This is a genomic window from Bifidobacterium sp. ESL0800 (assembly GCF_029395355.1).
Taxonomy (GTDB): domain Bacteria; phylum Actinomycetota; class Actinomycetes; order Actinomycetales; family Bifidobacteriaceae; genus Bifidobacterium.
This window is the reverse complement of sequence record NZ_CP113913.1, coordinates 444083-468644: the sequence shown is the minus strand read 5'-3', so window position 1 is coordinate 468644 and position 24562 is coordinate 444083. Positions and strand designations below refer to the sequence as shown.

The window sequence follows — 24562 nt, the reverse complement described above, 5'->3', positions numbered from 1 at the left end:
TCTTTGTGTGCGAATCTGCAAAATACCGATCATATGAACTATTTCAATTGAGCAAACCCGATCGTCCGCAAATCCTAAAGATAGATCAACCAAATTTCAAGACGAATCGTACAGTACTCCCGGTGGGACTCGAACCCACAAGCCAATGGCGGCTGATTTTAAGTCAGCTGCGTCTACCAATTCCGCCACGGGAGCACATCGGCAAATACCGACAGAACGATATTATGTCACATCGCCTCTACCGTAAAATCGCCCGAAATGTCGTCGAAAAACACCGAGCGCCGAAACCGGGACGGCAACAATCAATCAACATTCCTTTTTCAACAGCCTTGCGCCGTAATCGAGGACGATGCCATCCAAAAGGCCGTGGTCGCTGGAAATGAAGGAATCGATCGACGTGCCGTGGTCACGCTGCACGGCCTGCGAGACGCGAGTCAGGATGCGGTTCCAGATCAGCGCTCCCCCGCCGACCACATCGATGCGGCCGGGATGGATGGTCTTGTAGGTGGCGCGTTCGGCGCGGGTCATGTTGAGGAACCGGTCGTCGACCGCGAAGATATCCTTGTATGACACACGTACTCCGTCGACGGCACGGTGATCATAGTGTTTCAATCCCAATACCAGCGCGGTCATCGTGGTGACCGACCCTGAGACACCGATGATGGTGCCGGTTTTTCCTGCCGGCACATGTTCGAACGCCTCATCGATGTGCCGGTCGATGTCTTCACTGGCCTCCGCGACCTCATCTTGTGTCGGCGGGTCGGAGCGCAGATGACGTTCTGTCATACGAACCGAACCGATGTTCATCGAAAACGCGGCTTGCACGCTTGTGGAGGGCGCGGATTTTCCGTCGCCCCCCATGACCATCTCAGTTGAGCCTCCTCCAAGGTCGACTACGAGATACGGCGCTTCCAAGCCTTTGCGGGGCACGCTGCCGGTGGCTCCGAGGAAACTCAGCGACGCTTCTTCGGTGCCCGGAATCACTTCGGGGCGCACACCCAGAATCGAGCTGATGCCATCCTCGAAATCTTTTCGGTTCTCGGCGTCTCTGGTGGCCGAGGTGGCAACGAAACGCAATCCGTCCACCGGATGATCGTTGAGCACCTGCGCAAAATCCCTGGCTGCGGCATACGCGCGTTCGAGTGCGGCGTCAGCGAAACGGTGGGTCTTGTCGACGTCCTGTCCGAGCCGGATGACCTGCAGCATACGGGGTACGATGTCTTCGACGCTGCCGTCGGCAAACACCTTGGAAACCTTGAGACGGATGGAATTGGTGCCGCAATCGATTCCGGCAACGGTCACAAAATCCTTGTTTTCGTCTCTCATGGAAGCACCATCCGTTTCGTGTCAATCTGTTTTCGTGTCAATCGGTTCTGCTGTCTCCGACATTATCCGCCCACCGCAACATTAGCGACATTGTGGCCGCGGCCGAACACCCACATCCGTGCCGCGACACGCACGGCTGCCACGTCATCGACCCGTTCAGTCCAACGACGTCGTGCAACGGCAGACGTTCGGGGCGAACTCATCGGCGATGCGTTCCATCACCATGTCACCGATGGGATTGGCACCCTCACCCATCACCAGCGTCTGCGCCACGAGCGCGTGCAGGCATTTCACACGTACGGGCATTCCTCCCGCGCTGGTACCCGCGATATGCTCCTCACTGTCGCCAAGCCGCTCCGCAAGCTCGTGACGGAAGGCAAGATAGAGCCGATGCGCCCGCTCGTATTGTGCGTGAATCGTTTCGTCGTTCTGGACCAGATCGGTATAGTGCCGCATCGAACCATCGGCTTCGACCCGAGAGACGGCCTTGGTGGCCTCCGGACTGGTCAGATAGCAGGTTGTAGGGAACGGAGTGCCGTCAGGCAGCACAGGACGCGTCACCACCGCCAGCGGCCTGCCGCACACGCAACGTGCCCCGACGGCGACCATGCCACGCGGGAAACGTCCCAGCTGTTGCTTGACCAAAGCGAGATCGTCGTCGCTGGCTTTGTCCGCCATCACGCGGCCCACCAGTTCTTCGGCCATTGCTTTGAGGCCGCTTTCATCAATCGGCATGATCGAAGAACGGGTTCCCTCTCCGGCGAAAGACTGCCGTTGAGCATCTTGTACGTTCGGATTCGTGGATTCTGTAGGTTGAGATTGCTTTTCTTGCACGCTGTTCCTTATCCGTTATGGGTTTTAAGTTTATGGTCGATCATCAGGTCTTGCCTACCGCTGTTTTATAGCATCGGATTGCACACCGGTCATGGTGAGACGTTCAAAGCCGAAAAAGATCCATGAACGTCTCGATCAATCCGCGCATAGCCGAAACCGGTTATTGCCCAGCCGTCTTCGCACCCGATTTGTCGCCGTTCTTATTGTCGGCACCGGTCTTCTGGCTCGGTTTGTTCTGGGAATTGACGGTGTTCTTGCTGTCTTTGGCCTTGCCGTCCGGTTTCGCTTCACCATCGGTCTGTCCGCCCACCGCCTTGGGAGTAGTGACTTCGCCGGCCTTGCCTTTCTTCAAGGGCTCATCGGCCTTCTTGAAACCATAGGCGAGTTCCCGATACCAAGGCAAACTGGGCGCGTCCGAATCGGTCTCGTTCTGCTCGGCACTCTCCGATTTCGGCTTCACACCGGTGACCGCTTCCGGATGCTCGACGTGGATGGCCTGTTCTCCAGGAAAGACGAACCCCAGCCTCTCTCGTGCTTGGGCGGTGACATAGGCGTTGTCGTTCCAACGCGAGATGTCATTTTCAAGATTCTGTTTTTGGGACACCAAAGCGGCTTCCTGTCGCTTGAGCCCGTTGAGCTCCGCAAGATTCAAGGCATAGCTGTGAAAAGTCGCCGCCAATTGGATGGCGCCGAGAACGACGATGAAAAACGCGACGAAGAACGCAATCGGGCCTGAGCCGCGACGTCGGCTCTGCTTCTTGCCGCTCGCCGTTTTGCCTGTGTTCTTCGTAGTGCCCATAAGACATAAAATACCCGTCACATTCGACTCCGTAAAGTGAATGTGACGGGCAAAGCTCACAGCACAACAGCGCTGCGAATGGGTTTAGTCAGCAGAAGTTACTTCATGTACTTCTTGCAGGCCTTGAACGCGGAATAGCCGGCGTACTCGGCGGTGGAGCCAAGCTCCTCCTCGATCTCCAAGAGGCGGTTGTACTTCGCGATGCGCTCGCCACGGGCCGGGGCACCGGTCTTGATCTGACGGGTGTTCTTGGCGACGGCGAGGTCGGCGATGGTGGTGTCCGGGGTCTCGCCGGAACGGTGGGAGACCATGGAGGTGAAGCCGTTGGCCGTGGCGAGCTCGATGGCGTCGAGCGTCTCGGTGACGGTGCCGATCTGGTTGAGCTTGACCAGCAGAGAGTTCGCGGCGTGCAGATCGATGCCCTTCTGCAGGCGCTTCGGGTTGGTCACCAAGAGGTCGTCGCCGACGAACTGGAGCTTGTCGCCCATCTCGGCGGTGATCTTCTGCCATGCGGGCCAATCTTCCTCGGCGAACGGATCCTCGATGGAGACCAGCGGATACTTGGAGACGAGCTCCTTGTAGTAGTTGAGCATGTAGTCGGCATCGCGATCGGCGCCGTCGAAGTGATAGGTGTTGGTGTCCTTGTTGTAGAACTCGGAAGACGCCACGTCGAGGCACAGGCCGATCTGCTCGCCCGGCTTGTAACCCGCGGCCTCAATGGCCTGCATGATGTACTTCAGGGAATCCTCGTTGGTCTTCATCTTCGGAGCGAAGCCGCCCTCGTCGCCGAGACCGGTCTCGTGGCCATCCTTCTTCAGGATGGACTTCAGGGTGTGATAGACCTCAACGCCGGCGCGCAGGGCTTCCTTGTAGGAATCGAAGCCGTAGGGGGAGATCATGTATTCCTGGATGTCGGTGGCGAAATCAGCGTGCGCGCCGCCGTTCATGATGTTCATGTTCGGAACAGGCAGGATGTGGCCGTTGGTGCCGCCGATGTAGCGGTAGAGCGGCAGTTCCGCGGATTCCGCGGCGGCATAGAGGGCCGCGAGCGAGACGCCGAGGATGGCGTTGGCGCCGAGCTTGCCCTTGTTGGGGGTGCCGTCGAGCTCGATCATCGTGTCGTCGAGGGCACGCTGGTCGGTGGCGTCCATGCCGATGACCTTGGGGGCGATGACCTCGTTGACGGCCTTCACCGCGTCGAGGACACCCTTGCCCTGATAACGGGACTTGTCGCCATCGCGGCGCTCCCAAGCCTCGGCCTCGCCGGTCGAAGCGCCGGAGGGAACCAGGCCGATGCCTTCGGCACCATCGACGGTGTCAAGAACGACCTTGACGGTCGGGTTTCCACGGGAATCGAGAATCTCGCTGGCATATACGCTTTCAATTGCTGCCACAATGTCTCCTTTAAAGATGGACTTACACTAACAGTTCCAAGGTTAATGGCTTTGATGGACGTAAACCAGCGAAATCGGCTATTTTATGTGAGCGCTAACATTGATGTCGCCGTATCGTTCCACTCCTTTCATCATTTCGACTGTCTTGACACAGAGCGCACTACCGGTGCGCCCTCAGCGCGAACCTCCACGCCACGCCAGATCTTCGAGCAACTGGTCAGCCCAGCCCATCACCTCGGGGCTGGTCATCGGCTTGCCGCCCAGCGCTCCTCCGAACGGGGCGGGAATCAGGAGCGTATGAGTGACCGGACGATACTGCGAGCCCTTGTAAATCCTGGAAAGTCGCATTTGCAACGATTCCGGCGGGTCAATCTTGGCGATGCGCACACGGTTGCCCTGCGTGACAATTTCGCTGATGCCGAGCGCACGGGCCTTGCTACGAAGTCTGGCGACGTCGAACAGCGTGTCGAATTCCTCCGGCAACGGGCCGTAACGGTCGGTAAGTTCCTCTCGCAGCTCGGTAAGATCGTCTTCAGTGCGCGCGCTGGCCAACTTGCGGTAGGCTTCGAGGCGAAGCTTGTCCGAATCGATGTAATCGACCGGAATCGAAGCCTCGATGGGTAGGTCGATGGTGACCGCGACGGATTCTTTACGTTCCGGCTCCTTGTATTTCTCGACGGCGTCGGAGACCATGCGCACGTAGAGGTCGAAACCGACGCCCTCAATGTGACCGCTCTGCTCGCCGCCGAGCAGATTGCCGGTTCCACGCAGTTCGAGGTCCTTCATGGCCACGTCGAAGCCGCTTCCGAGCGCAGTGTTCTGCGCGATGGTGGCCAAGCGGTCGTGCGACTGCTGGGTCATGGGCTTCGACGGGTCGTAGAGGAAGTAGGCGTAGGCACGTTCCCGGCCTCGTCCGACACGGCCACGCAGCTGATGGAGCTGGCTTAAGCCGAAACGATCGGCGTGGTCGACGATCAGCGTGTTGGCATTGCTGATATCAAGTCCCGTCTCGATGATCGTAGTGCAGACGAGTACGTCGATGTCGCGATGCCAGAAGTCCTGGATGATATTGTCAAGCTGTTTTTCCCCCATCTTGCCATGGGCGATGCCGATCTTCGCTTCCGGGATGAGCTCGTGGATTTTCGAGGCGACCTTGTCGATGTCGTTGACACGGTTGTGCACGTAGAAGACCTGTCCGCCGCGCAACAGCTCACGACGAATCGCAGCGGTGACCTGCGCGTCCTCGTAGGCACCGACGTAGGTGAGCACGGGCAGGCGGTCTTCGGGAGGGGTGGCCAACGTCGACATCTCACGAATGCCGGTGACGGCCATCTCAAGCGTTCTGGGGATCGGGGTCGCCGAAAGCGAAAGCACGTCGATGTTGGTGCGCAGCGCCTTCAGGGTCTCCTTGTGTTCGACGCCGAAACGCTGCTCCTCGTCGATGATCAGCAGGCCCAGGTCCTTGAACTTGATTTTCGGGTTCAGCAGCTTGTGGGTGCCGATAACGACATCGACTTTGCCAGACTCAAGGTCTTTGAGGGTTTCGTCGATCTCCTTTTTGCTTTGGAATCGGCTCATCGCGGCGACGTCGACCGGGAAGCCCTCATAGCGTTGCGTAAACGTCTCGTAATGCTGCTGCACCAGCAGCGTGGTCGGGGCCAGAATGGCGACCTGCTTGCCGTCCTGCACAGCCTTGAATGCGGCACGCACGGCGATCTCGGTCTTGCCGAAACCGACGTCGCCGCAGATGAGGCGGTCCATCGGTACCGGCTTTTCCATGTCGGCCTTGACCTCGTCGATGGTGGTGAGTTGGTCGGCCGTCTCCTGATAGGGAAAGGCGTCCTCCAGCTCTTTCTGCCACGGGGTGTCCGGGCTGAAGGCGAAGCCCTTGGCCTGCTGACGGGCGGAGTAGAGCTTAACCAGGTCATCGGCGATTTCGTGGACATGCTTGCGCGCCTTGGCCTTGGTCTGCGCCCAGTCGGAACCGCCGAGTTTGTTGAGCTTGGGCTTGTCGGCGCCGATGTATTTGGAGACCTGATCGAGCTGATCGGTGGGGATGAACAGCTTGTCAGCCGGCGCGCCCCGTTTGGACGGCGCGTATTCGATGACCAGATATTCGCGGGTGGCGCGGTTGGCGCCCACCCCGGTGGTACGCTGGCGCATTTCAACGAAACGACCGATGCCATGTTGCTCGTGGACGATGTAGTCGCCGGCCTTGAGCTCCATCAGATCGATGGCCTTGTGGCGGCGACGCGAGGTCTTGCGCTGGGCGACGGCACTGGTCTTGCCGGTTAGGTCGCGCTCGGTAAGCAGGGCGAACTTGGCGGCGGTATCGATGAAACCGTCCATGGCCTGCGAGCGCACGGTGTCGAATCGCGTCACCCCAGTCTGGCCGAGGGCACGCCTGAGCCTTGACAAGGTTCCGTTGGCAGCAGCGGTAATCGTCACCTCGAAACCGTCATCTATCAGGCCTTCGACGCCGGTGGTGGCACGTTTTTCGTCGCCGCGATACTCCTCGGGAACCGAAGCGCTGAACTGGACATGACCGGCCATGTTCTGGTCCACACCAAAACTGGTAAGCCTCCAGACATCATGGTTGGAGAATTCAAGCGAACGGACGGTTTCTTCGAAGTCAAGGAAACTCGCTTGGTCAAAACTGATGGGCGCACCTGCCCCGTGACCGCTTGCGGCCACATGCCAGCTGGCGGCGAGGAACTCGTTGGCGGTTTTGGCGAGGTCGGCGGCGGCACGACGCAGTTTTTCAGGGTCGGAAAGCATGATGACCGCGTCTTTTGGCAACATGGTGGCCACCGGCTGCATATCGTCGATCAGCGCTGGAATCAGCGATTCCATGCCTTCCACCGGGATGGAGTCCGCGATGGATTGCAGCATGTCGTCGGCGTTGGGAATCTGGCCGATCAGCGATTTTGCACGGGCACGCACCTTGTCGGTCAACTGCAGTTCACGGCAGGGCGTGGCCCAGACGGTATCGACGCCGTCACCGTAGGTGCGCTGATCGGAGGCATGGAACTCTTTGATGGTGTCGATCTCGTCGCCGAAGAACTCGATACGCACCGGGTGCGGAAGGGTCGGCGGGAAGACGTCGACGATACCGCCGCGCACCGCGAACTCGCCGCGGTTAACGACCAGATCGACACGGGTATAAGCGTTTTCGACCAGTCTTGCAGAAACCTCATCCAGCGCAATTTCGTGTCCGACCTTGAATACCAATGGCTCCACATCGCCCAGCCCGGCCACCACCGGCTGGATAAGCGAACGCACCGGCATGACGAGGATTCGGATCGGGCCGAACATGGCACTGTGCTCCTGCGGGTGGCATAGCCTGCGGAAGACGGCCATGCGACTGGCCACGGTGTCGGCACGCGGCGACAGGCGTTCGTGCGGCAACGTCTCCCACGCTTCGAGCTGGCTCACCTCGTCTGGATCTCCCCCATACCACGAACGAATGGAGTTGACGGTCTCCTCGGCCTCGCGGCTGGAGGACACGACCATCACCACGGAAGAGTACTGTGCCCGCGCGGCCGCGAGCGCCGGTCGGATGCCCTCCGGAGCGCCGACCGTCAGCGCCTGATCGGCAGCACCCTCAGGGGCTTCGATTTCGCCGGCGAGCAAATCACGGAACGCCCCATCATCGTCAAGACGCGGCAAAAACTCTGCAAGTGAACCGGACATATCCTGCGCCGACGGTTCTTTCTGTGTGCCTTTATCGGGCTTCGTCACCGGATTGGTCTCTGATCGAGATGTAGACGTTGGCGTTTCATCCTTGCTATTGCGTTTCGTTGCGTGTTCGGAACGGCCTTTTGCTTCAGCGGCCATTGAACCGCTCCTGAGCCTCGCCAAGACCTTCGAACATAATGGTTTCCGCAGCGTCGGCGCCGTCGGCCAAAAAGTCGGGAAGCTCCTTGCGTTGCTGCCCGGAGAACCCGCCGAGCACCCAATTGACCGTGTTCTCATGAGCGTGCGGACCGCGCGCGGCGTGGCCGGTGCCCATACGAACGCGTGCATACTTGTTGGTACCCAGTGATTTATCAATCGAGCGGATGCCGTTGTGCCCGCCAGCCGAACCACCGGCCTTGACCTTGATCCGGCCGAAATCGAGATCCATGTCATCGTGAATGGCGATGATACGGCTGGGATCGATGTCGTAGTATTGCGCAATCGATGAAACGGCATCACCGGAATCGTTCATATACGTCAACGGCTTGGCAAGGAAGAACTTGAGGCTTGTGCCGTTGAGATTCATCACACCCTTGCCCAGCTCGGCCAATCCTTTATGGTCGCTCACACTCACCGACCAGCGCTGCGCCAACACGTCGGCGACCATAAAGCCCATATTGTGGCGGGTGCCTTCGTATTTCTTGCCGGGGTTGCCCAGTCCTGCGATCAACCAGAATTGTGATGCCATCTCGCGCTACGTTCTTTCTTATCGGCGATATATAAGCGATATATCAGGTCTTTAACGTAAAACCGCATCGAAGCGGGCATGGCAGAATGCACCGAAACGCGGTTATCCGATATCCATCATACCGATTCCAACCGACGCGCGACTACGCCGAACGGCAAACAAGACAGGCGGCCGACACCCTGATCCGCAGCAATTACAGATCGAGGTACCAATACGTCATATCGAGATATCGTGAGCCATCCCAACAGGCCTGCGGCAAAAACCCATAGCGCGTGAAGCCGAAACGCTTCATCAGGGCGATGGAGCCGGCATTGCTGGCGAAGATCAGCGCGTTGGCCTTGCGGTTGCCGAGTTCCCTGGCTTTGTCGACAAGCCAGGACACCATCTGCGTGCCATAGCCTCGATGCTGCGCGGCAGTGGCAATGTAATAGCTCAATTCAACCACGCCGTCATAACCGGCACGGGGATGAAAACGCGACAGGGAACCGAAACCCACTACTTCCCCGTTCTCGTCCTCCAAGACCACCACAGGAAAATCATGACGCGGCTCGTGGCTGGCCACCCATGCGCGCCTCTGTTCAAGGGTACGTGGGGTCAAATCGGCTGTGGAGCCGCCGGCGATGACGGCCTCGTTGTAGATATCGGTGATCGCCTGCAGATCGCTGTCCACCGCCGCTCGAATCATGGCTATCCCTCGTTTCAGTTCCGCGAAGTTCTGGTTTCCAAGACTTATTGATTGAATATAGTAACGGCGTTGTATGAACAGCATCGGAATATCGCTGCTCATACAACGCCGTTATGGTGGCCTATCGGCTTATTGCTGTTGGCCTTCCAGCTGCAAGGCGCGGTTCAGCTGGTCGTTGAGCTCCTGCTGGGCCTTGCCATAGCCGGCCCAGTCGCCCTTCTTCATCGCGGCATCGGAGTCCTTCATGGCCTGGCCTGCCTTGGCGAGCGCATCCTTGAGCGCGGGATCGTTGCTCGACGATCCGCTTGCGCCGGTTGCGCCGGTTGCGCCGGAACCGTCGTTCTTGCCCTTGGATTTGTCGCTGGAATCACTCTGAGGCGCGGAGTTGCCGGACGAGGAGTCACCGGCTGCTGCCCCTTCCTTGTTTTCGGCATCGCCTGCGGAAGCACCGGAGTCACCGCCGAAGACCTGATCGAGCGCCTCGTCCAAGGTGTCGGCAAAACCGACCTGATCGCCGAAGGCCACGAGGACCTTCTTCAAAAGCGGGAAGCTGGTGGCGCCGCTGGACTTGACGTAGACGGGCTCGACATAGACCAGGCCGCCACCCAGAGGTAGGGTCAGCAGGTTGCCGCGCACCACCTTGGTGGAGCCGGCTTCCAGAAGATTGAGTTCCTTGGAGACGTCCGCGTTGGAGTTGAAGTTGTTCTGCGCCTGACCGGGGCCCGGCACGTTGGCATCCTTCGGCAGCTCCTGCAATCGTATGGTGCCGTAATTCGGCCCGATCTTGCCCTTGGTATTGCCCGCGTCCGAATCGACGGAAAGGAATCCGGTCAGAATCTCACGCGTGGAGCTGCCTGCGGGGATGTAGGTGGAGGTCAGCGAGAACAGCGGCTTCTTGGAACCGCCCGTCTTCAGCGTCAGATAGTACGGCGGCTGCAGCACATCGCGCTGCTGCGCGTCCTTGGCTTCGGTCGGGTCGACCGGGGTCTGCCAGAAATCCTCGCCCGAGAAGAACTGGCCGGGGCTGGTGACGTGGTACTTCGAAAGCAGCTGGCGCTGCACCTTGAAGAGGCTTTCCGGATAGCGCAGATGGCTCATCAACTCCCCCGAGATATCGGAAATCGGATGATACTGGCCCGGGAAGATCTTCTGCCAGGCCTTGATGACCGGATCCTTCGTATCCCAGGTATAGAGATCAACCGAACCGTCATAGGCGTCCACCGTGGCCTTCACGGAGTTGCGGATGTAGTTGGCAGGTTGCGAATTGAGCCCCTGCACGGTCTTGGAGGTGATCGTGGTCGAATCCTGGGTGGCCACGCCGAGATCGGTCATCTGCGAATACGGATAGGCATCCGAGGTGGTATAGCCGTCGACGATCCACTTCACGCGCCCGTTGACCACGGCCGGGTAGACACGCCCGTCGAGCGTCAGATACGGGGCGACCTTGGCCACGCGGTCACGCGGGCTGCGGTCGTAAAGAATCTGCGAGTCGGAGGTGACGCGGTCGGAGAAGAAGATCTGGTCGCTGCCGAAACGGATGGCGTAAAGCAGACGGGTCAGCATGTTGCCGACCTTTGGCCCGCCGTTGCCATCGAAGGTATTGGAAGCGCCGGTTGAGCCCTTCGGGTAATCGAATTCCCATGGTGCAGTGCCTTTGGGCGAACCGACGATGGAATATTGCGGCGAATTCGGTGAGAAGTAGATGCGCGGCTCATAGTGCTGCGACTTCGTCAACTTGCCCTGGGTGGGGATGCCGGATTCGAAGAACTCGGGATTGCCGTCGCTGGTCACTTTGTTGCCGTACGCGGCGACGACGCCGTAGCCATGGGTGAAGACGGTGTGGTCGTTGACCCAGTTGCGGTTGTCGTTGCCGTTGACGTTGAGTTCGCGGGCGGCGATGACCGTATCCTGGCTCTTGCCATCGATGTCGTATTTATCGACCGCGAGCGAATCGGCGAACTGGTAATACTGCTTGGACTGCTGCAGCTGCTTGAACGTCGGCGAAATGACCTCCGGGTCGAGCAGACGAATCTGAGCCGTGGTCTCGGGGTCGCTGGCCAACGCACCGGACTTGCCTTCGGTGACGGCGTTGTAGCCGCCGACCTTGACCTTGTCAAGTCCGTAGGCCTGCTGGGTGGCCTTGATATTGCGGGCGATATAGGAGGATTCCATCTCCTGTTCGTTCGGGCTGACCTTGAAGCGTTGCAGCAACATGGGCCAAAGCATGCCGAGCACGATGGCCACCACCACGACGGCGGCGACGGCGACCATCGGCACGCGCCAGGCCTTCACTGCCGCCACCACACGCACATCCGGCGAGGCGGGGCCGTCGAAGGAATGGGAGCGCATGAGCCAGATGCCCAGCAGAAGCCCGAGAATCGCCGTCAGACCGGCGAGGATGAAAGTCACCGGTACATTGGCGTGCACCGTGGTGTAATCGGCACCGGTGAAGCGGTTGCCGACCTGGGTGAGCGTGTTGAAGACACCGATGACCTGGCGGACGGACCAAGCCAGCATGTTCAGGATGAACCAGACGCTGATCTGGCGGCGCGCGTACTTGGTCATGGTCATGATGCCGTGTCCGTTGACCGGCATGGTGATGCGGATGCCTCCCATGGCGAAGTGCGTGACGATCGAGAAGAGCAGACCGAAGAAGAGCAGCATCCTCAGCGCGGAGAGCATCAGGTTCAGGCCGGGGAGAATGAAGACATAGAAGCCGTTGTCGATGCCGAATTGCGGGTCAGAGACGCCAAACGGCTGGGCATGGAACATCAGGAGGACCTCGGACCAGTTCGAGTTGAACTGGAAACCGAAAACAAGACCGACAATCAGCGAAACGATGACCGCCACGCGCCTGGCCGTCTTGGAACTGACGGACTTGCCGACTTCGACGACGTCACCTCTGACGCGGATGGTGGAGCCGTCTGCGGAATCCGGGCGCTTGCGAATGGCCATGGTGGCGGCGAAATAGCTCACCAGAGCCATCAACACCGCAAATGCGATCCAGAGGCCCACCTTCGTCCACAGCTGAGTCCACACCACCGACTGGAATCCGAGCTGGCCGAACCACATGAGGTCCGTGACGAAGTGATCGAGACCGAACAGCAGGGCCAGAAGCAGCGCCACGACCACCACCACACCGATGAAGACCTTCGTCCCCTTGGACGTGCTTTGGGGCCGGTTGTTCGCGCGCCTCGTCAGACGCGGATTACCGGTGCGCGGCGGCCAGAAATCACCTGCCGAGAAATTCGGTCGTTTGTTTGAAGATTGGGCGTCGTCATCGCCGTCGGTATGGATATGCAAGATCGTAGGATCGTCGTCATCATCATTCTGGCGATAACGATTGGATCCGTTGCGCGGGTCCGGGAACCCGCCGAAAAAGTCAAAGAAGGACATGTCTCAATCGTAGCGAAAGGTGTCGCCCGTCACAGACGGATTTCAGGCGAATACGGTCTGCACCAGCACCATATAGAGGACGGTCCCCACGAAAATCGCCAACAGCGAATTGTGCCGCCAGCGGTATATCAACACGAGCACCGCGATGGCAATGAGCATGGGTATGCCGTGGTCACCCGAAACGAACGATACGTTTTTGAGAGAATAGACCACCAACATACCGGTCATCGCATATGGCAGCACATCACCCAGGTAACGGATGAGCCGAGGAGGCGTTTTGGAATCGGGGAACAGCAGGAACACCGTAAAACGAGTGACCATCGTGGCGAAGACGACCACGGCAATGGTGATTACGGACTGCATCGTGCTCATCGTCATCATCGCTTACCCTCCTTTTCATGGCTGCCTGCCGCCGCTTGCACGACAGCGCCGTCATCGGCTTTGCCGCCGATGTCGGCAGATTCTCCATCTGTATATGTATCCAGGTCTCCGGCAAAACCGCCACCGTCGCCGCGACCGGACGAATCCGACTTGAGCTCCTCCAATCGGGGACGCAGCACCAAAAAGACGACCAGCATGCCCGCCAGCGCAGGCAACATGAAATCCTTCGGGCCAAAGGCCAGCAGACAGGCCAGAGACACCACCAGACCCACCAACGCCGGCGTATGTCCGCGCAACGTGTGCGGGGACGACGACCATTGGTCCAAGAGAATCGAAACGAACATGGCGACCATGGCGAACTCGACGCCTTTGGTGGAAAAGGGCAGCACACCCCCGATCAGCCAACCCAGCGCGGCGCCAGAAACCCAATAGCAGTAGTCGAGTACGGAGACGGCGAGCATGAACCAGCCGCGGTCAATCTCCGGTGACACCTTGGCCGACGAATTGATGGCGAACGTCTCGTCGCACATCCAGAAAATAAGCAGAGGTTTCTTCCAGCCCAGCCCACGGAACGGGCGAAGCATCGCCAGACCGTAGAAAAAATGACGGCTGTTGACCATCAACGTCATCACGAAGGCGGCGAACGGGTTGAAGGCGCTCAACAGCAGATCGATGGTGACGAATTCCATGGATCCCGCGAAAATGAACGCCGCCATGCAGACCGGGTAGATGAGCGGGAATCCTTTGGAAAACATCAGCAACCCGTAGGAGAGGCCAGTCAACACGAAGCTGGCGCAAATCGGCAGGGTACGCGGAAACGCCTCACGAAACGCCGCCGACACTGTTTTCCCGGACGCCACCGACATCCATCCTCCTCCTCCAAGAGATGCCGAACTCGCTTGCGGCATCACCGGCAATACTATAAAAACGATCTGGTATGCCCTCAATACCGGTCACACTGTGAGCATTCAGCGCTGCCTTGCAAGTAAGCCCAACCTCCATACGCATCCCTGTATCGACACCAACCAGGCCCGTCAAACGTCGGAACAGGCAGTCGCCGCACCGCAACCGCACCGACGCAACAGCAGCTTCCAGCAGACAGATACATGCATATTGTCCACTCGCCCACGCTTGGCGTGACTGGCGCATATAGTGAAAACGAAATCCGCATAGTGGATGCGATGGCATCAATTGCATCACACAGAGTTATATTGGAAGTTTTATGGCAAATACCATTGACACCGCAACATCGGAACAGCCTGTCGAGCCGCAACAGGATAAGGTGTCCCTCAATTCCCACGACAACGGCCAAGGCCGAAACACCCTGAAATTGAACGGTCGGCAACGCCTCGTCGTCGCGTTCACCTTCTTCTCCATGTTCTTTGGAGCTGGCAACCTCATCTTCCCGCCGCTGATGGGCGCCCAGGCGCAAAGCGCGGCGCTGCCGGCCACCATCGGCTTCATCGTCTCGGCGGTGGGCCTGCCGATTCTGGGCGTACTGGCAGTGGCTTCGGCGGGCGGCTTCGAGCACCTTGCCTCGCGCGTCTCCCCCAAATTCGCCGCTGTGCTGGCGTTTGTCATCATCATGGCCATCGGCCCCTGCTTCGCCATTCCCCGCACCGCCACGACTTCCTATGAAATGGCGATTACCCCCTTCGCGGGTGAAAACAACCGCTTGGCGCTGCTGCTCTATTCAATCGTCTTTTTCGCGTTGTCGTTCCTGTTGAGCCAGCATCCCGAAAAGCTCTCGAAGTCACTGGGACGCTTCATGGGACCGCTGCTCCTGGTGCTGATTGCGGTCATGTTCGCTGCCTGTATCTTCATCGGTCACGCGTCGCTCGGCAAACCGTTCGGCGACTATGCGCACGGCTCGCTGATCTACGGATTCGTCAACGGCTACCAGACGATGGACCTGCTGGCCGCGCTGTATTTCGGCATCGTCATCTCGGCCAACATCTCCCAGTTCGGCGTCACCGAAACGAAGGCGAACCGGCGCGAAACCGGCATAGCAGGAACCGGCGCAGGCATTCTGCTCATCATCATCTATGCGGCGCTTTCGTTCATCGGGGCGGTAAGCGGTTCCATCAAATCCGCAAACGGCAAGAACGACACCGGGGCGACGGTGCTGACCAATCTCACCACTTCGGCTTTCGGCTCGATCGGCACCGCATTCGTCGGTCTCATTTTCGTACTCGCCTGCTTCAACGTGTGCACCGGTCTCATCTCCACGTGCGCGACCTATTTCGAGAACACCTTCCCCACCGTTTTCGGGCATCCGGTCAGGTATCGTGCATGGAGCGTCTTCTTCGCCGTGTTCAGTTTCATCGTCTCGAACGCGGGTCTGAGTGCCATCATCACCGTCTCGCTGCCGGTACTCGGCGCGCTCTACCCCATCGCCATCGTGCTGGTGCTGCTCAATCTCGTCGAAAAACCATTCTCGTCCAGATTCCCGCGCGTCTATTTCTGGACAGTGCTGCTGGTGGCGCTGTTCACCATCTTCGATTGCATCGTCAAGCTGCTCGCCGTTTTCGGACTTCCAGTGACATCGGTAAGCCAAGCATTGGCAACCCTGCCTTTATACGAGGCCCAGCTCACCTGGCTTATCCCCGCAGTCGTTGGCATCGTCATCGGCATCGTCGACAGCCTGATTCGCCACGGCCGTCAAACGAGATAAACACCATATAAATAGTGTGGGATTCCCTCTTCAACGGAAGGAATCCCACACTATCATTCAAGCGTATCGACGACATTCGCCATCAGCGCAAGTTCGACACGCTCTCAGCTCAGGCTTTGGTGATATGCCCGCCGAACTGGTTGCGCATCGCGGTGACCACGCGCAGCACGTCGTCGGCGCCGCCGCGGGATGCCTGACGAGTGAACAGGCCGGCGCTGATGGCCGGAGTCGGCACGCCGAGCTCGGCCGCCGCCTCGATCGTCCACTTCGCCTCACCGGTCTCGTCGGCCACAGGCGGCATCTTCTTCAGATCCGGATCGTCCTTCATCGCCCGGACCACCAGATCGAGCAGCCAGGAATCGACCACGCTGCCAGCGCGCCAGGAAGCCATGACCTTGGCGGGATCATCGACATACTCACTGCGTTCCATCGTCGCGAAGCCCTCGCCGAACGCCTGCATCATGCCGTACTCGATACCGTTGTGCACCATCTTGGCGAAATGGCCGCCGCCGACCGGGCCGGCGTGGACGAGACCGTCCTTGCCTTCCGGCTTCAGCGCCTCGAGAATCGGCAGGACACGCTGGTATTCCTCATCGGTGCCGCCAGCCATCAGGGCATAGCCACGCTCTTCGCCCCACACGCCGCCGGAGACGCCGCAGTCCATATATTCGATGCCGTTTTTCGCCAGCTTTTCGGCGTTGAGCTTGTCATCGGTATAACGGCAGTTGCCGCCGTTGACGACCATGTCGCCCTTTTCGAGCAACCCCATCAGCTCGTCGAGCGTACTGTCCGTGGCTTTGCCTGCGGGCACCATAATCCAGACGATGCGCGGCGCATCAAGGCGCGAGACCAGTTCCTTGAGACTCGAGACGTCACGACCGGATTCGGGGCTCAGATCGTATCCGACGACCTCGTGTCCCGCCTCACGAATCCTTTTGGCCATATTGCCGCCCATACGTCCTAGCCCAATCATGCCAAGCTGCATCATTTCCTCCTTGAGAAACAACCTCTACTATCAATAAAAGCATATCATATACTTTATAGATATTACTTTTATGGTTTTTGGACTTCTTTTTTTATCAATATCCGTTTTTTACGAGTATATTCGAATTTATTGAGAGACTTTTGATAGGCTGAGAACATGAACAATGAACGCGAGAGGCCAACGGAAAACCTTAATGGCCAGTCTCAGGTACAGGCAGAAAAGCATCCGGAACACCATCCGATGTCCAAGGTCGATTCAAATGTACAAGGCGACTCAGGGCAAAACCCATCAGATTCCCCGGATTCAGCGCAGAGTCCGATTCCCTTGCACCATGCCGTCGCCGAACAGCTCGCGATCGACATCATCGAACATCGTTGGCAGCCCGAAACCAGCATCACGCTCAACGACATACAGGAACGTTTCTCGATTTCCAGGACCGTGGCCCGCGAGGCGGCTCATGCCCTGCAGTCAGCCAATGCGATCATCGTCAAGAAACGAGTAGGCCTCATCGCCCAACAATTGGACCAATGGCTGTCGCTGGACACCCAGGTCATCGAGTGGAAACTCCATTCCAGCTATCGCAAGCAACAGCTCCTCACCTTGACCGAGCTGCGTCTGGCCGTTGAACCGATCGCCGCCGGCGATGCAGCGTTGCATGCGCCTATGGAGACCAAGGCTTTGATGCCGGTTCTTGCCAGCGAAATGCGTAAAAAGGGGGAATCCGGCGATCTCGAGGAATTCCATAAGCTCGATATCCGCTTTCACGACGAAGTGCTCAGCCACAGCGGCAACGAGCTTTTCACCGCGCTCTCCCCGCTTGTGGACATCGTATTGAAAGGCCGCGTGGAGCAGGGGCTGTACCCGGTTCGGCCACGCCCAGACGCGCTGAACGCACATGAAAAAGTGGCGGAAGGCATTTGGAAAGGCGACGCGCAACTCGCCCATGACGCCATGACCCATATCGTCGACGAGGTCCGTACCACCACGCAGGATTCATGACAGTCATCCCATCGATAGATTGACCTGAATACACAATCGGGTTCTGCACCATCTTAAAAAAGATGACGCAGAACCCGATTGCGATTGTCTACAGATTGTGCAGAATCGAAGAGGAACGAGGTCAGGTCGCACTCAACAGGCGATGGCCTTGCCCCTCACCGGCTGCCAACCGCCGCCTCAGACGAACAGCGACAGGCAGAGCACCGAAAGCAATCCCACAACGGAAATCACCGCCGTGGCCACCGTCCAGGACGACAGGGTGTCCTTCAGGGAAAGGCCGAAGTATTCCTTGATCATCCAGAAACCGGCGTCATTGACGTGGTCGCAGAAAACGGAGCCTGCGCCGACGGCCAACACCATCAACGCGGGATTGGCACCGGTGGAGGCGATCAGCGGCAGCACGAGGCCCGCACCGGTCAGGGACGCGACGGTGGAGGAGCCGACGCAGACGCGCAGGATGGCGGTGATGAGCCAGGCGGCGATCAGCGGCGGCATGCTGATGTTGGTGAACAGATGGGAGACATACGTCGAGACACCGCCGTCGACGAGCACTTGCTTGAAGGCGCCGCCGCCGCCGATGATCAGAAGCATCATGGCAATCTGCTTGACGGACTGCTCCATGGACTTGGTGATCTCGCCCATCTTCCGGCTCTGGTGGAAGCCCATCGACCACATGGCGAAGAGCATCGAAATCAACATGGCGATGTCGGGGGCGCCGATGAACTGGATGGCCTCGTTGACGACGTTCTTCTTGGGGATGACGAAGGAGCAGATGGTCGCGAAAGCGATCAGGATGACCGGCAGGAGCGAGGTGAACACGGAGATGCCGAAGCCCGGGGTGTCCTCGGTCTTGAATTCCTTGTATTCGCCGAGTACGGTGATATCGATGTCCTTGCGGTACAGGCCCGGACGCAGCTTGTGCAGCAGATGGTTGAACAGCGGACCGGAGATGATGACCGTCGGAATGGCGACGATGATGCCATAGATCATCACCTGGCCCATGTCGGCGCCGAGCGTGCCGACGATTGCCGTGGGCGCCGGGTGCGGCGGCAGGAACGCGTGGGCCACGTTCAAGGTGACGGCGGCGGAAAGGCCAAGCTCCATGAAGGGCATATCGATTTCACGGGCGATCACGAAGATGATCGGCAGCAGGACGACGAGGCCGACCTCGAAGAACAGGGCGATGCCGACGATGAACGAGGCCAGAACGACGGCGATCTGAATGTGCTTGCGCCCGAATTTGTCGATCAGCGTCATCGCGATACGATGGCCGCCGCCGGAGTCGGAAACCAGCTTGCCCAGCATCGAACCGAAACCGAAGATGACGGCAAGATGGCCGAGCTGGCCACCGATGCCGGTTTCGATGGTCGTGGGAATCTTGGCGATTGGAATCTGGAGGACGAGCGCCGCCAGAATGGAAGTGATGACCAATGAGACAAACGTATTCAGTTTGCATTTGGCGATCAGGAATATCAGCACTGCTACGGCACAGGCTACGATTACTAATGGCATTCCTTTACCCTTCTCGTTAAGGATTGTTGATTGTTCTTTTCCGCCCCTATAGGCACGGGAAAAATCTGGTTGGCCGACCTTCGTCGGCTTTGTGTCAGCGGAGCAGATAACCACCATCGACGGGAAGCATCACACCGGTGACATAGTCGGATGCGGATGAGCATAGGAACACCATTGCCCCCATGAGTTCGCTTGGCTCACCCCAATGACCGGCAGGAATATGGTCGTGGATCTCGACGCTGCGAACAGGATTGTTTTGCAGCGCAAGGGTCATCGGCGTATTGATATAGCCTGGCGCCAGACCGTTGACCTGCACGTTGTAGGGCGCAAGTGCATCGGCATAAGCCTTGGTGAGACCTACCACGGCATGCTTGCTTGCGGCATAGGGGAAGATCCTCTTGCCCGCGCGGTAGGACTGCATGGAACCGATATTGACGATCTTGCCGCTGCGCTGCTTCATCATGACCTTCGCGACTTCATGCGAAAGGTAATACAATGAATTGAGATTGACCTCAATCACCTTGCGCCAATCCTCGTCTGGAAAATCCGCCAGATCGTGGCGAAGCTGGATGCCAGCATTATTGACCAGCACATCGATGCGGCCGAATTCCCTGAGGGTCTGATCGACGATATTGTTTGCGGCACCGTCGGCAGTGATGTCCTGCTTGATGAATACGACCTTGCGGCCGTTGCCCTCCACGATCTTTCTGGTCTCGTCCCAGCCGTTCTCGGTGGCGCTGACAACGCAGACATCCGCCCCGACGGCACTGACCGCCTGGGTATAGTACTTCCCCAGTCCGCTGGCACCTCCGGTAATCAGCACGACCTTGTCGGTGAGTTCAAAACTGTGAATTGAAAAATCGGCCATATTCCATTCCCTTTCTTCGGCTTTAACGGCGACCAAGCACCATGCAGGTCATTGCCGCAGCGACGAGGACCTGGCCCGCGCTGCGGCAATTGCCAAGACTTGGTTGCCGATCAGGCGAGCTTACTGGTTTCTTCGTATTTCCTGATGACCTCGACGGCACGATCCTCGACCGTTGCCGGATCCCCCTCGACCGAAATCGTCACACCGTTTTCGTCCGCCTCGAGAGGCTCGAGGTCCGCGAACTGACTGGGCAGGAGCGAAGGCGGCATGTAATGGCCCGTGCGCTTGGCCAGACGGCCCCCGATAAGCTCCTGCGTCCCGGCAAGATGCACGAACAGGACATCGACATGCTTGTGCAGCACCTCACGATACGCCTTCTTCAACGCCGAGCACGAAACCACGGTGGAATTGCCCTGCTTGTCCTGATCGGTCATCCACTGGCTGATGGTTTCAAGCCACGGCCAACGGTCCTCATCGGTAAGCGGTATACCATGGCTCATTTTGTCGACATTGGCCTTTGGATGGAAGTCATCGCCTTCAGCCATGACAAAACCCAAACGGTCTCGAACAGCTTCCGCCACAGTGGTTTTGCCGCATCCGGCAACACCCATGATGACAACATGGATACTCATATTAACCCTCCTGCGTCCTTGCATTGAACAAATGACGGAAGTTACTATATGACGATAAACCTGTTTTGTCAAAAGAATGACCAATATTTTTAAACGTAGTATTTATTATACGCTATCGGCAATCGTCCGTTTTCGATTTTTCAGAAGTCGAAAACCCTGACACGGATTTGAACGAATTTCCAACGATGTACAGCGTTTTGCCTGAATTCTTTCTTGACCGTCAATCCGGAAATCTCAAAGGCCCAATCGCGAAACCGAACCGGCCTTTGACACGGTTTAGAGACGAAAATCACCTTTCTTCCGCACCCCTGCCAAGAAAAAAAACAAAGCCGGATGAGATTCGTCATCCGGCTGAAAACCTCCGAGCATCGACTTTCGTCTGCCGGAAATCACTGTTGCTTTATTGATACCGTCACTCGGTACCGTCCTTGGCGATGGCACCGGTCGCGCGGCCGATGGCCTTGAGGCCGTGGTACATCACCAGCACCGCGACGGTGCCGATGGCGATGCCGTTGAACTTGACGCCGGAGATGGCGAAGCCGAAGTCGGCGATGCCGATGATCATCGTCACCGCGGCGGTCATGTTGTTCAGCGGCTTGCCGAAGTCGACGTGGTTGTCGACCCAGATGCGCACGCCGACCATGCCGATCATGCCGTAGAGCAGGGTGGTCACGCCGCCCAAGACGCCGGAGGGGATCGTGTTGATGACCGCGCCGAACTTCGGGCACAGGCTCAGGATCAGGGCGAAGGCGGCCGCGCACCAGTAGGCGGCGGTGGAGTAGACGCGAGTGGCGGCCATCACGCCGATGTTCTCGCCGTAGGTGGTGGTGCCGGAGCCGCCGCCGAAGCCTGCGATCGTGGTGCCGAGGCCGTCGGCGAAGAGGGCGGTGCCGATCTGGTCGTCATAGTCGCGGCCGGTCATCTGGGCGACCGACTTGACGTGGCCGACGTTCTCGGCGATGAGGACCATGACCACCGGGATGAACATGGGCAGCACCGAGAAGTCGGCCTGCGGCATGTGGAACTGAGGGAAGCCGATCCACGAGGCTTTCGCCACTGCGGCGAAGTCGACCTGACCGCGGAAGCAGGCGTAGGCGTAGCCGACGAGGACACCGAGCAGGATATTCAGGCGGCCAATCAGGCCCTTGAAAAGCACCGCGATCAGGAGGACCGCGACCAGCGTCACCGCCGCGGTGTCGGGGGCCTTCTGAAAGTTGGACCAGACCGAGGGGGCCAGGTTGAAGCCGATGATGGCGACGATGGCGCCGTTGACCACCGGCGGCATGATCAGATCGATCCACTTGGCGCCGGCGAAGTGGACGAGGATGCCGACCAGCGCCAGCAGGATGCCCGTGCACATGATGCCGAAGCCCGCCGCGGGGATGCCCGCACCGAGTCCCTTTTCCGCCTCGACGGCCGTAATAGGGGCTATAAAACCAAAAGAGCTACCCAGATAACTGGGTAGCTTGTTTGTATTGATCAACAGGAACAGCGCGGTGGACATTGCGGTGAAGAACAATGTCGTCGACGGATCGAAATGCGTCAGTATCGGAACGAGAAACGTCGCGCCGAACATCGCGATCACGTGCTGGGCACCAATGCCCGCCGTTCGGCCCCACGTCATGCGCTCGTCAGGGTCGATCACCTCACCGGGATTCAACGTCTTGCCGTCACCGTGCAATTTCCAGGTGAACATGTTACTCATCCTTCGCTCTCCTTTTGGGCATACTTTGACCACTAATTGAAAATAGAGGATTTACCGCGCGGCTTTGATTTCGTCGCGCGCCTTGGGATAGTTTAATGCGCCCTTGGACATTCGGCGTGTCGCGTTCACGTAGTGGACATAGGGAAAAACTAGAGATGAGGGGTGACGGACTGTACCACGTCTACCAGGTCGCCGTTGGAGAGCAAGGGGCGCTGGAATTCGCGCCACGGGTCGACCTTGACGACCCAGCGGCCCGTGTCCTTGTCGTAGACCGGGCGGGCGGTCTGCTCGAAGTGGATACGCTCGTCGGTGCGGCCGGTGTTGGGATCACGGCGCGAATAATGGAAGCAGGTGCAGTTGGTGATCTTCCAATTGTCGCTGTCGGCGCGGCGCAGGAACTCCTCGTCGGAGAGATCCTCGAGGGTGAGCATCAGCGGGTGAGCATCAGCGAGAGCATGAAGTCGCCGTGGGTCACCGCGATGACGGACTGCGCCTCGGCGCGGCGGTTCAACGAAGTCAGGAGGTTGTGGGCGCGGTTCTCGGCCACGTCGGCGATGGATTCGCCGGCCGGCGGGCGCCAGTAGAGCGGGTCGGTTTTCTTGAACATCCAGTTGCGCTCGTAGTTGGTCTTGAAGACCTCCTGGGTCACGGTGCTGATCTCGCCCCAGGAGCGTTCACGCAGCACGCGTGTCTCCTCCCACTTGGCCTTGGGCAACGCCATCGTCGCCGCGGTCTCGCGGGTGCGCACGTAGGGCGAGACGAGGTAGCGGTCGAAAAGCTGTTGCTGCTCGACCAGCCAGCGGCCGATGCAGTAGGCCTGCTTGCGCCCGGTCGCCGTGAGCCTCCACGAGCGGTCGGGCACGGTGACGTTATCCTGCGTAAAGAGCGAATTGTCACCGTGCTCCCCCGCCTTGACGATGACATTCGCCTCCGACTCCCCGTGTCGAATCACATACAAATCCAATGGCATGCCCATGTGCCTTGCCTCGTTTTCAATATCTTTCCATTGACCTTCATTATTTGCTACAAGTCATTATCGCACAGGAAACGCGGCGGAGGCCAGCAGCGAAACGAGACAAAATCGAATTCAACGTCAAATACCTGGAAGACGGAAACGTCGTTGAGCGTTCCATCGAACGCTCAACGACGCCATGAGATGATGGACGGGCCCTGGATCTCAGAGAAAACACCCCTTCCCGTGTTCCGCAACTTCCCCGAGCACAGAACACAAGAAGGGGCATCCAGCGAACGTTTCAGTCCGCCAAAACCGTTCTCGCCGTAACGACCAGCGAATCAGCCTTCGATGGCGATCTGGTGCTTGGCCTCGACCTTCGGCGCCGGCTGCACCTTGGCGATCTCAAGGCTCAGCGTGCCGTTCTTGTAGTTGGCGTGCACGTCGGATTCCTTGACCTCATCGCCGACGTAGAAGCTGCGCGAGCAGGTGCCGGCGTAACGTTCGCGGCGCAGCCACTTGCCCTCATCGTTCTTCTCGTCATGACTCTCGTCGCGCTTGGCGGAAACGGTCAAGTAGCCGTCATGCAGCTCAAGGGCGATGTCGTCCTTGTTGAATCCGGGCATATCGATGGAGACGTCGTAAGCCTTGTCGGTCTCGCGAACATCGGTCTTCATCATGTTGGCCGAGGAAATCGGGTTGCCCATGCGGTTGCTGGAGTCACCCCAGCCGGCGAAGAACGGATCGTCGAACAAATCAGAGAACGCATCATGCATCAAAGCCGGAAACATAGCCATAATCAATACTCCTTGAAGTAGGAGGCAAGTCTCTTTACGTCCGCGGCCGGAGCCAAACCGGCCAGATGACGAGAGGCTCCGGAACCTTGCGGCTCCAAGTCTTTATCGTGTCACTATGTCCAACCGTTATTCCCGCTCCGGCTTCCCGGTTTTAACCTGCAGTGAACAAAACTTGAGCCAGATCGACTCAAGTTTTG

Annotated in this window: 18 protein-coding genes, 1 tRNA gene and 1 pseudogene; 2 read left to right on the top strand and 18 right to left on the bottom strand. The window is 58.6% G+C overall.

What is annotated here, in order from left to right; all coding sequences use genetic code 11:
- Positions 1–114: 114 nt before the first annotated feature.
- The 11 genes from OZX75_RS01910 to OZX75_RS01860 all read right to left on the bottom strand — a co-directional run bounded on the left by OZX75_RS01910 (position 115) and on the right by OZX75_RS01860 (position 14107).
- Positions 115–195, bottom strand: a tRNA-Leu gene (locus OZX75_RS01910).
- 111 nt (positions 196–306) lie between these two features.
- Positions 307–1326: a Ppx/GppA phosphatase family protein gene (locus OZX75_RS01905; protein WP_277146570.1), complete on the bottom strand. Its 1020-nt coding sequence runs from the start codon at positions 1324–1326 to the stop codon at positions 307–309.
- Between the two features lie 156 nt (positions 1327–1482).
- Positions 1483–2061, bottom strand: coding sequence for a DUF501 domain-containing protein (locus OZX75_RS01900; RefSeq protein WP_277146569.1), 579 nt, complete (start codon positions 2059–2061; stop codon positions 1483–1485).
- Between the two features lie 259 nt (positions 2062–2320).
- On the bottom strand, positions 2321–2959 hold the full coding sequence (locus OZX75_RS01895; protein WP_277146568.1) for an FtsB family cell division protein: 639 nt from the start codon (positions 2957–2959) through the stop codon (positions 2321–2323).
- A 98-nt stretch (positions 2960–3057) separates the two neighbouring features.
- Positions 3058–4353, bottom strand: coding sequence for a phosphopyruvate hydratase (gene eno, locus OZX75_RS01890; RefSeq protein WP_277146567.1), 1296 nt, complete (start codon positions 4351–4353; stop codon positions 3058–3060).
- A 174-nt stretch (positions 4354–4527) separates the two neighbouring features.
- Positions 4528–8046, bottom strand: coding sequence for a transcription-repair coupling factor (mfd, locus tag OZX75_RS01885; protein ID WP_277147334.1), 3519 nt, complete (start codon positions 8044–8046; stop codon positions 4528–4530).
- 133 nt (positions 8047–8179) lie between these two features.
- The gene (gene pth, locus OZX75_RS01880) at positions 8180–8779 is read right to left on the bottom strand and encodes an aminoacyl-tRNA hydrolase (protein ID WP_277146566.1); all 600 of its coding nucleotides are present in this window, start codon (positions 8777–8779) and stop codon (positions 8180–8182) included.
- Positions 8780–8972: 193 nt separating this feature from the next.
- On the bottom strand, positions 8973–9464 hold the full coding sequence (locus OZX75_RS01875; protein WP_277146565.1) for a GNAT family N-acetyltransferase: 492 nt from the start codon (positions 9462–9464) through the stop codon (positions 8973–8975).
- A gap of 129 nt (positions 9465–9593) precedes the next feature.
- Entirely contained in the window at positions 9594–12860 is a 3267-nt protein-coding gene (locus OZX75_RS01870) for a UPF0182 family membrane protein (protein ID WP_277146564.1), read from the bottom strand.
- A gap of 42 nt (positions 12861–12902) precedes the next feature.
- A complete protein-coding gene (locus OZX75_RS01865) occupies positions 12903–13238 on the bottom strand; it encodes a branched-chain amino acid transport AzlD family protein (RefSeq protein WP_277147332.1) in 336 nt (111 codons plus the stop codon).
- On the bottom strand, positions 13238–14107 hold the full coding sequence (locus tag OZX75_RS01860; RefSeq protein ID WP_277146563.1) for an AzlC family ABC transporter permease: 870 nt from the start codon (positions 14105–14107) through the stop codon (positions 13238–13240). The genes OZX75_RS01865 and OZX75_RS01860 overlap by 1 nt, the downstream gene beginning before the upstream one ends.
- 356 nt (positions 14108–14463) lie before the next feature.
- Here OZX75_RS01860 and brnQ point away from each other — a divergent pair, with 356 nt between their 5' ends.
- Positions 14464–15915, top strand: a complete 1452-nt coding sequence (brnQ, locus tag OZX75_RS01855; RefSeq protein WP_525930256.1) for a branched-chain amino acid transport system II carrier protein — start codon at positions 14464–14466, stop codon at positions 15913–15915.
- A gap of 109 nt (positions 15916–16024) precedes the next feature.
- Here brnQ and gnd read toward each other — a convergent pair whose 3' ends face one another.
- On the bottom strand, positions 16025–16900 hold the full coding sequence (gnd, locus tag OZX75_RS01850; protein ID WP_277147328.1) for a phosphogluconate dehydrogenase (NAD(+)-dependent, decarboxylating): 876 nt from the start codon (positions 16898–16900) through the stop codon (positions 16025–16027).
- Positions 16901–17056: 156 nt separating this feature from the next.
- Here gnd and OZX75_RS01845 point away from each other — a divergent pair, with 156 nt between their 5' ends.
- On the top strand, positions 17057–17899 hold the full coding sequence (locus OZX75_RS01845) for a FadR/GntR family transcriptional regulator (RefSeq protein ID WP_277146562.1): 843 nt from the start codon (positions 17057–17059) through the stop codon (positions 17897–17899).
- A 177-nt stretch (positions 17900–18076) separates the two neighbouring features.
- Here the strand turns inward: OZX75_RS01845 and OZX75_RS01840 are convergent, their stop codons facing one another.
- The 6 genes and pseudogenes from OZX75_RS01840 to OZX75_RS01815 form a co-directional block, all read right to left on the bottom strand.
- Positions 18077–19411 (bottom strand): gluconate:H+ symporter, encoded by a 1335-nt coding sequence (locus tag OZX75_RS01840; protein WP_277146561.1) that lies wholly within the window; start codon positions 19409–19411, stop codon positions 18077–18079.
- 94 nt (positions 19412–19505) lie between these two features.
- Positions 19506–20279, bottom strand: coding sequence for a glucose 1-dehydrogenase (locus OZX75_RS01835; RefSeq protein ID WP_277146560.1), 774 nt, complete (start codon positions 20277–20279; stop codon positions 19506–19508).
- Between the two features lie 110 nt (positions 20280–20389).
- On the bottom strand, positions 20390–20911 hold the full coding sequence (locus OZX75_RS01830; RefSeq protein ID WP_277146559.1) for a gluconokinase: 522 nt from the start codon (positions 20909–20911) through the stop codon (positions 20390–20392).
- Positions 20912–21323: 412 nt separating this feature from the next.
- On the bottom strand, positions 21324–22616 hold the full coding sequence (locus OZX75_RS01825; RefSeq protein ID WP_277146558.1) for a uracil-xanthine permease family protein: 1293 nt from the start codon (positions 22614–22616) through the stop codon (positions 21324–21326).
- Positions 22617–22765: 149 nt separating this feature from the next.
- Positions 22766–23592: pseudogene (locus tag OZX75_RS01820) on the bottom strand (histidine phosphatase family protein).
- 317 nt (positions 23593–23909) lie between these two features.
- Complete coding sequence (locus tag OZX75_RS01815; RefSeq protein ID WP_277146557.1) at positions 23910–24365, bottom strand: Hsp20/alpha crystallin family protein; 456 nt, start codon at positions 24363–24365, stop codon at positions 23910–23912.
- Positions 24366–24562 lie beyond the last annotated feature (197 nt).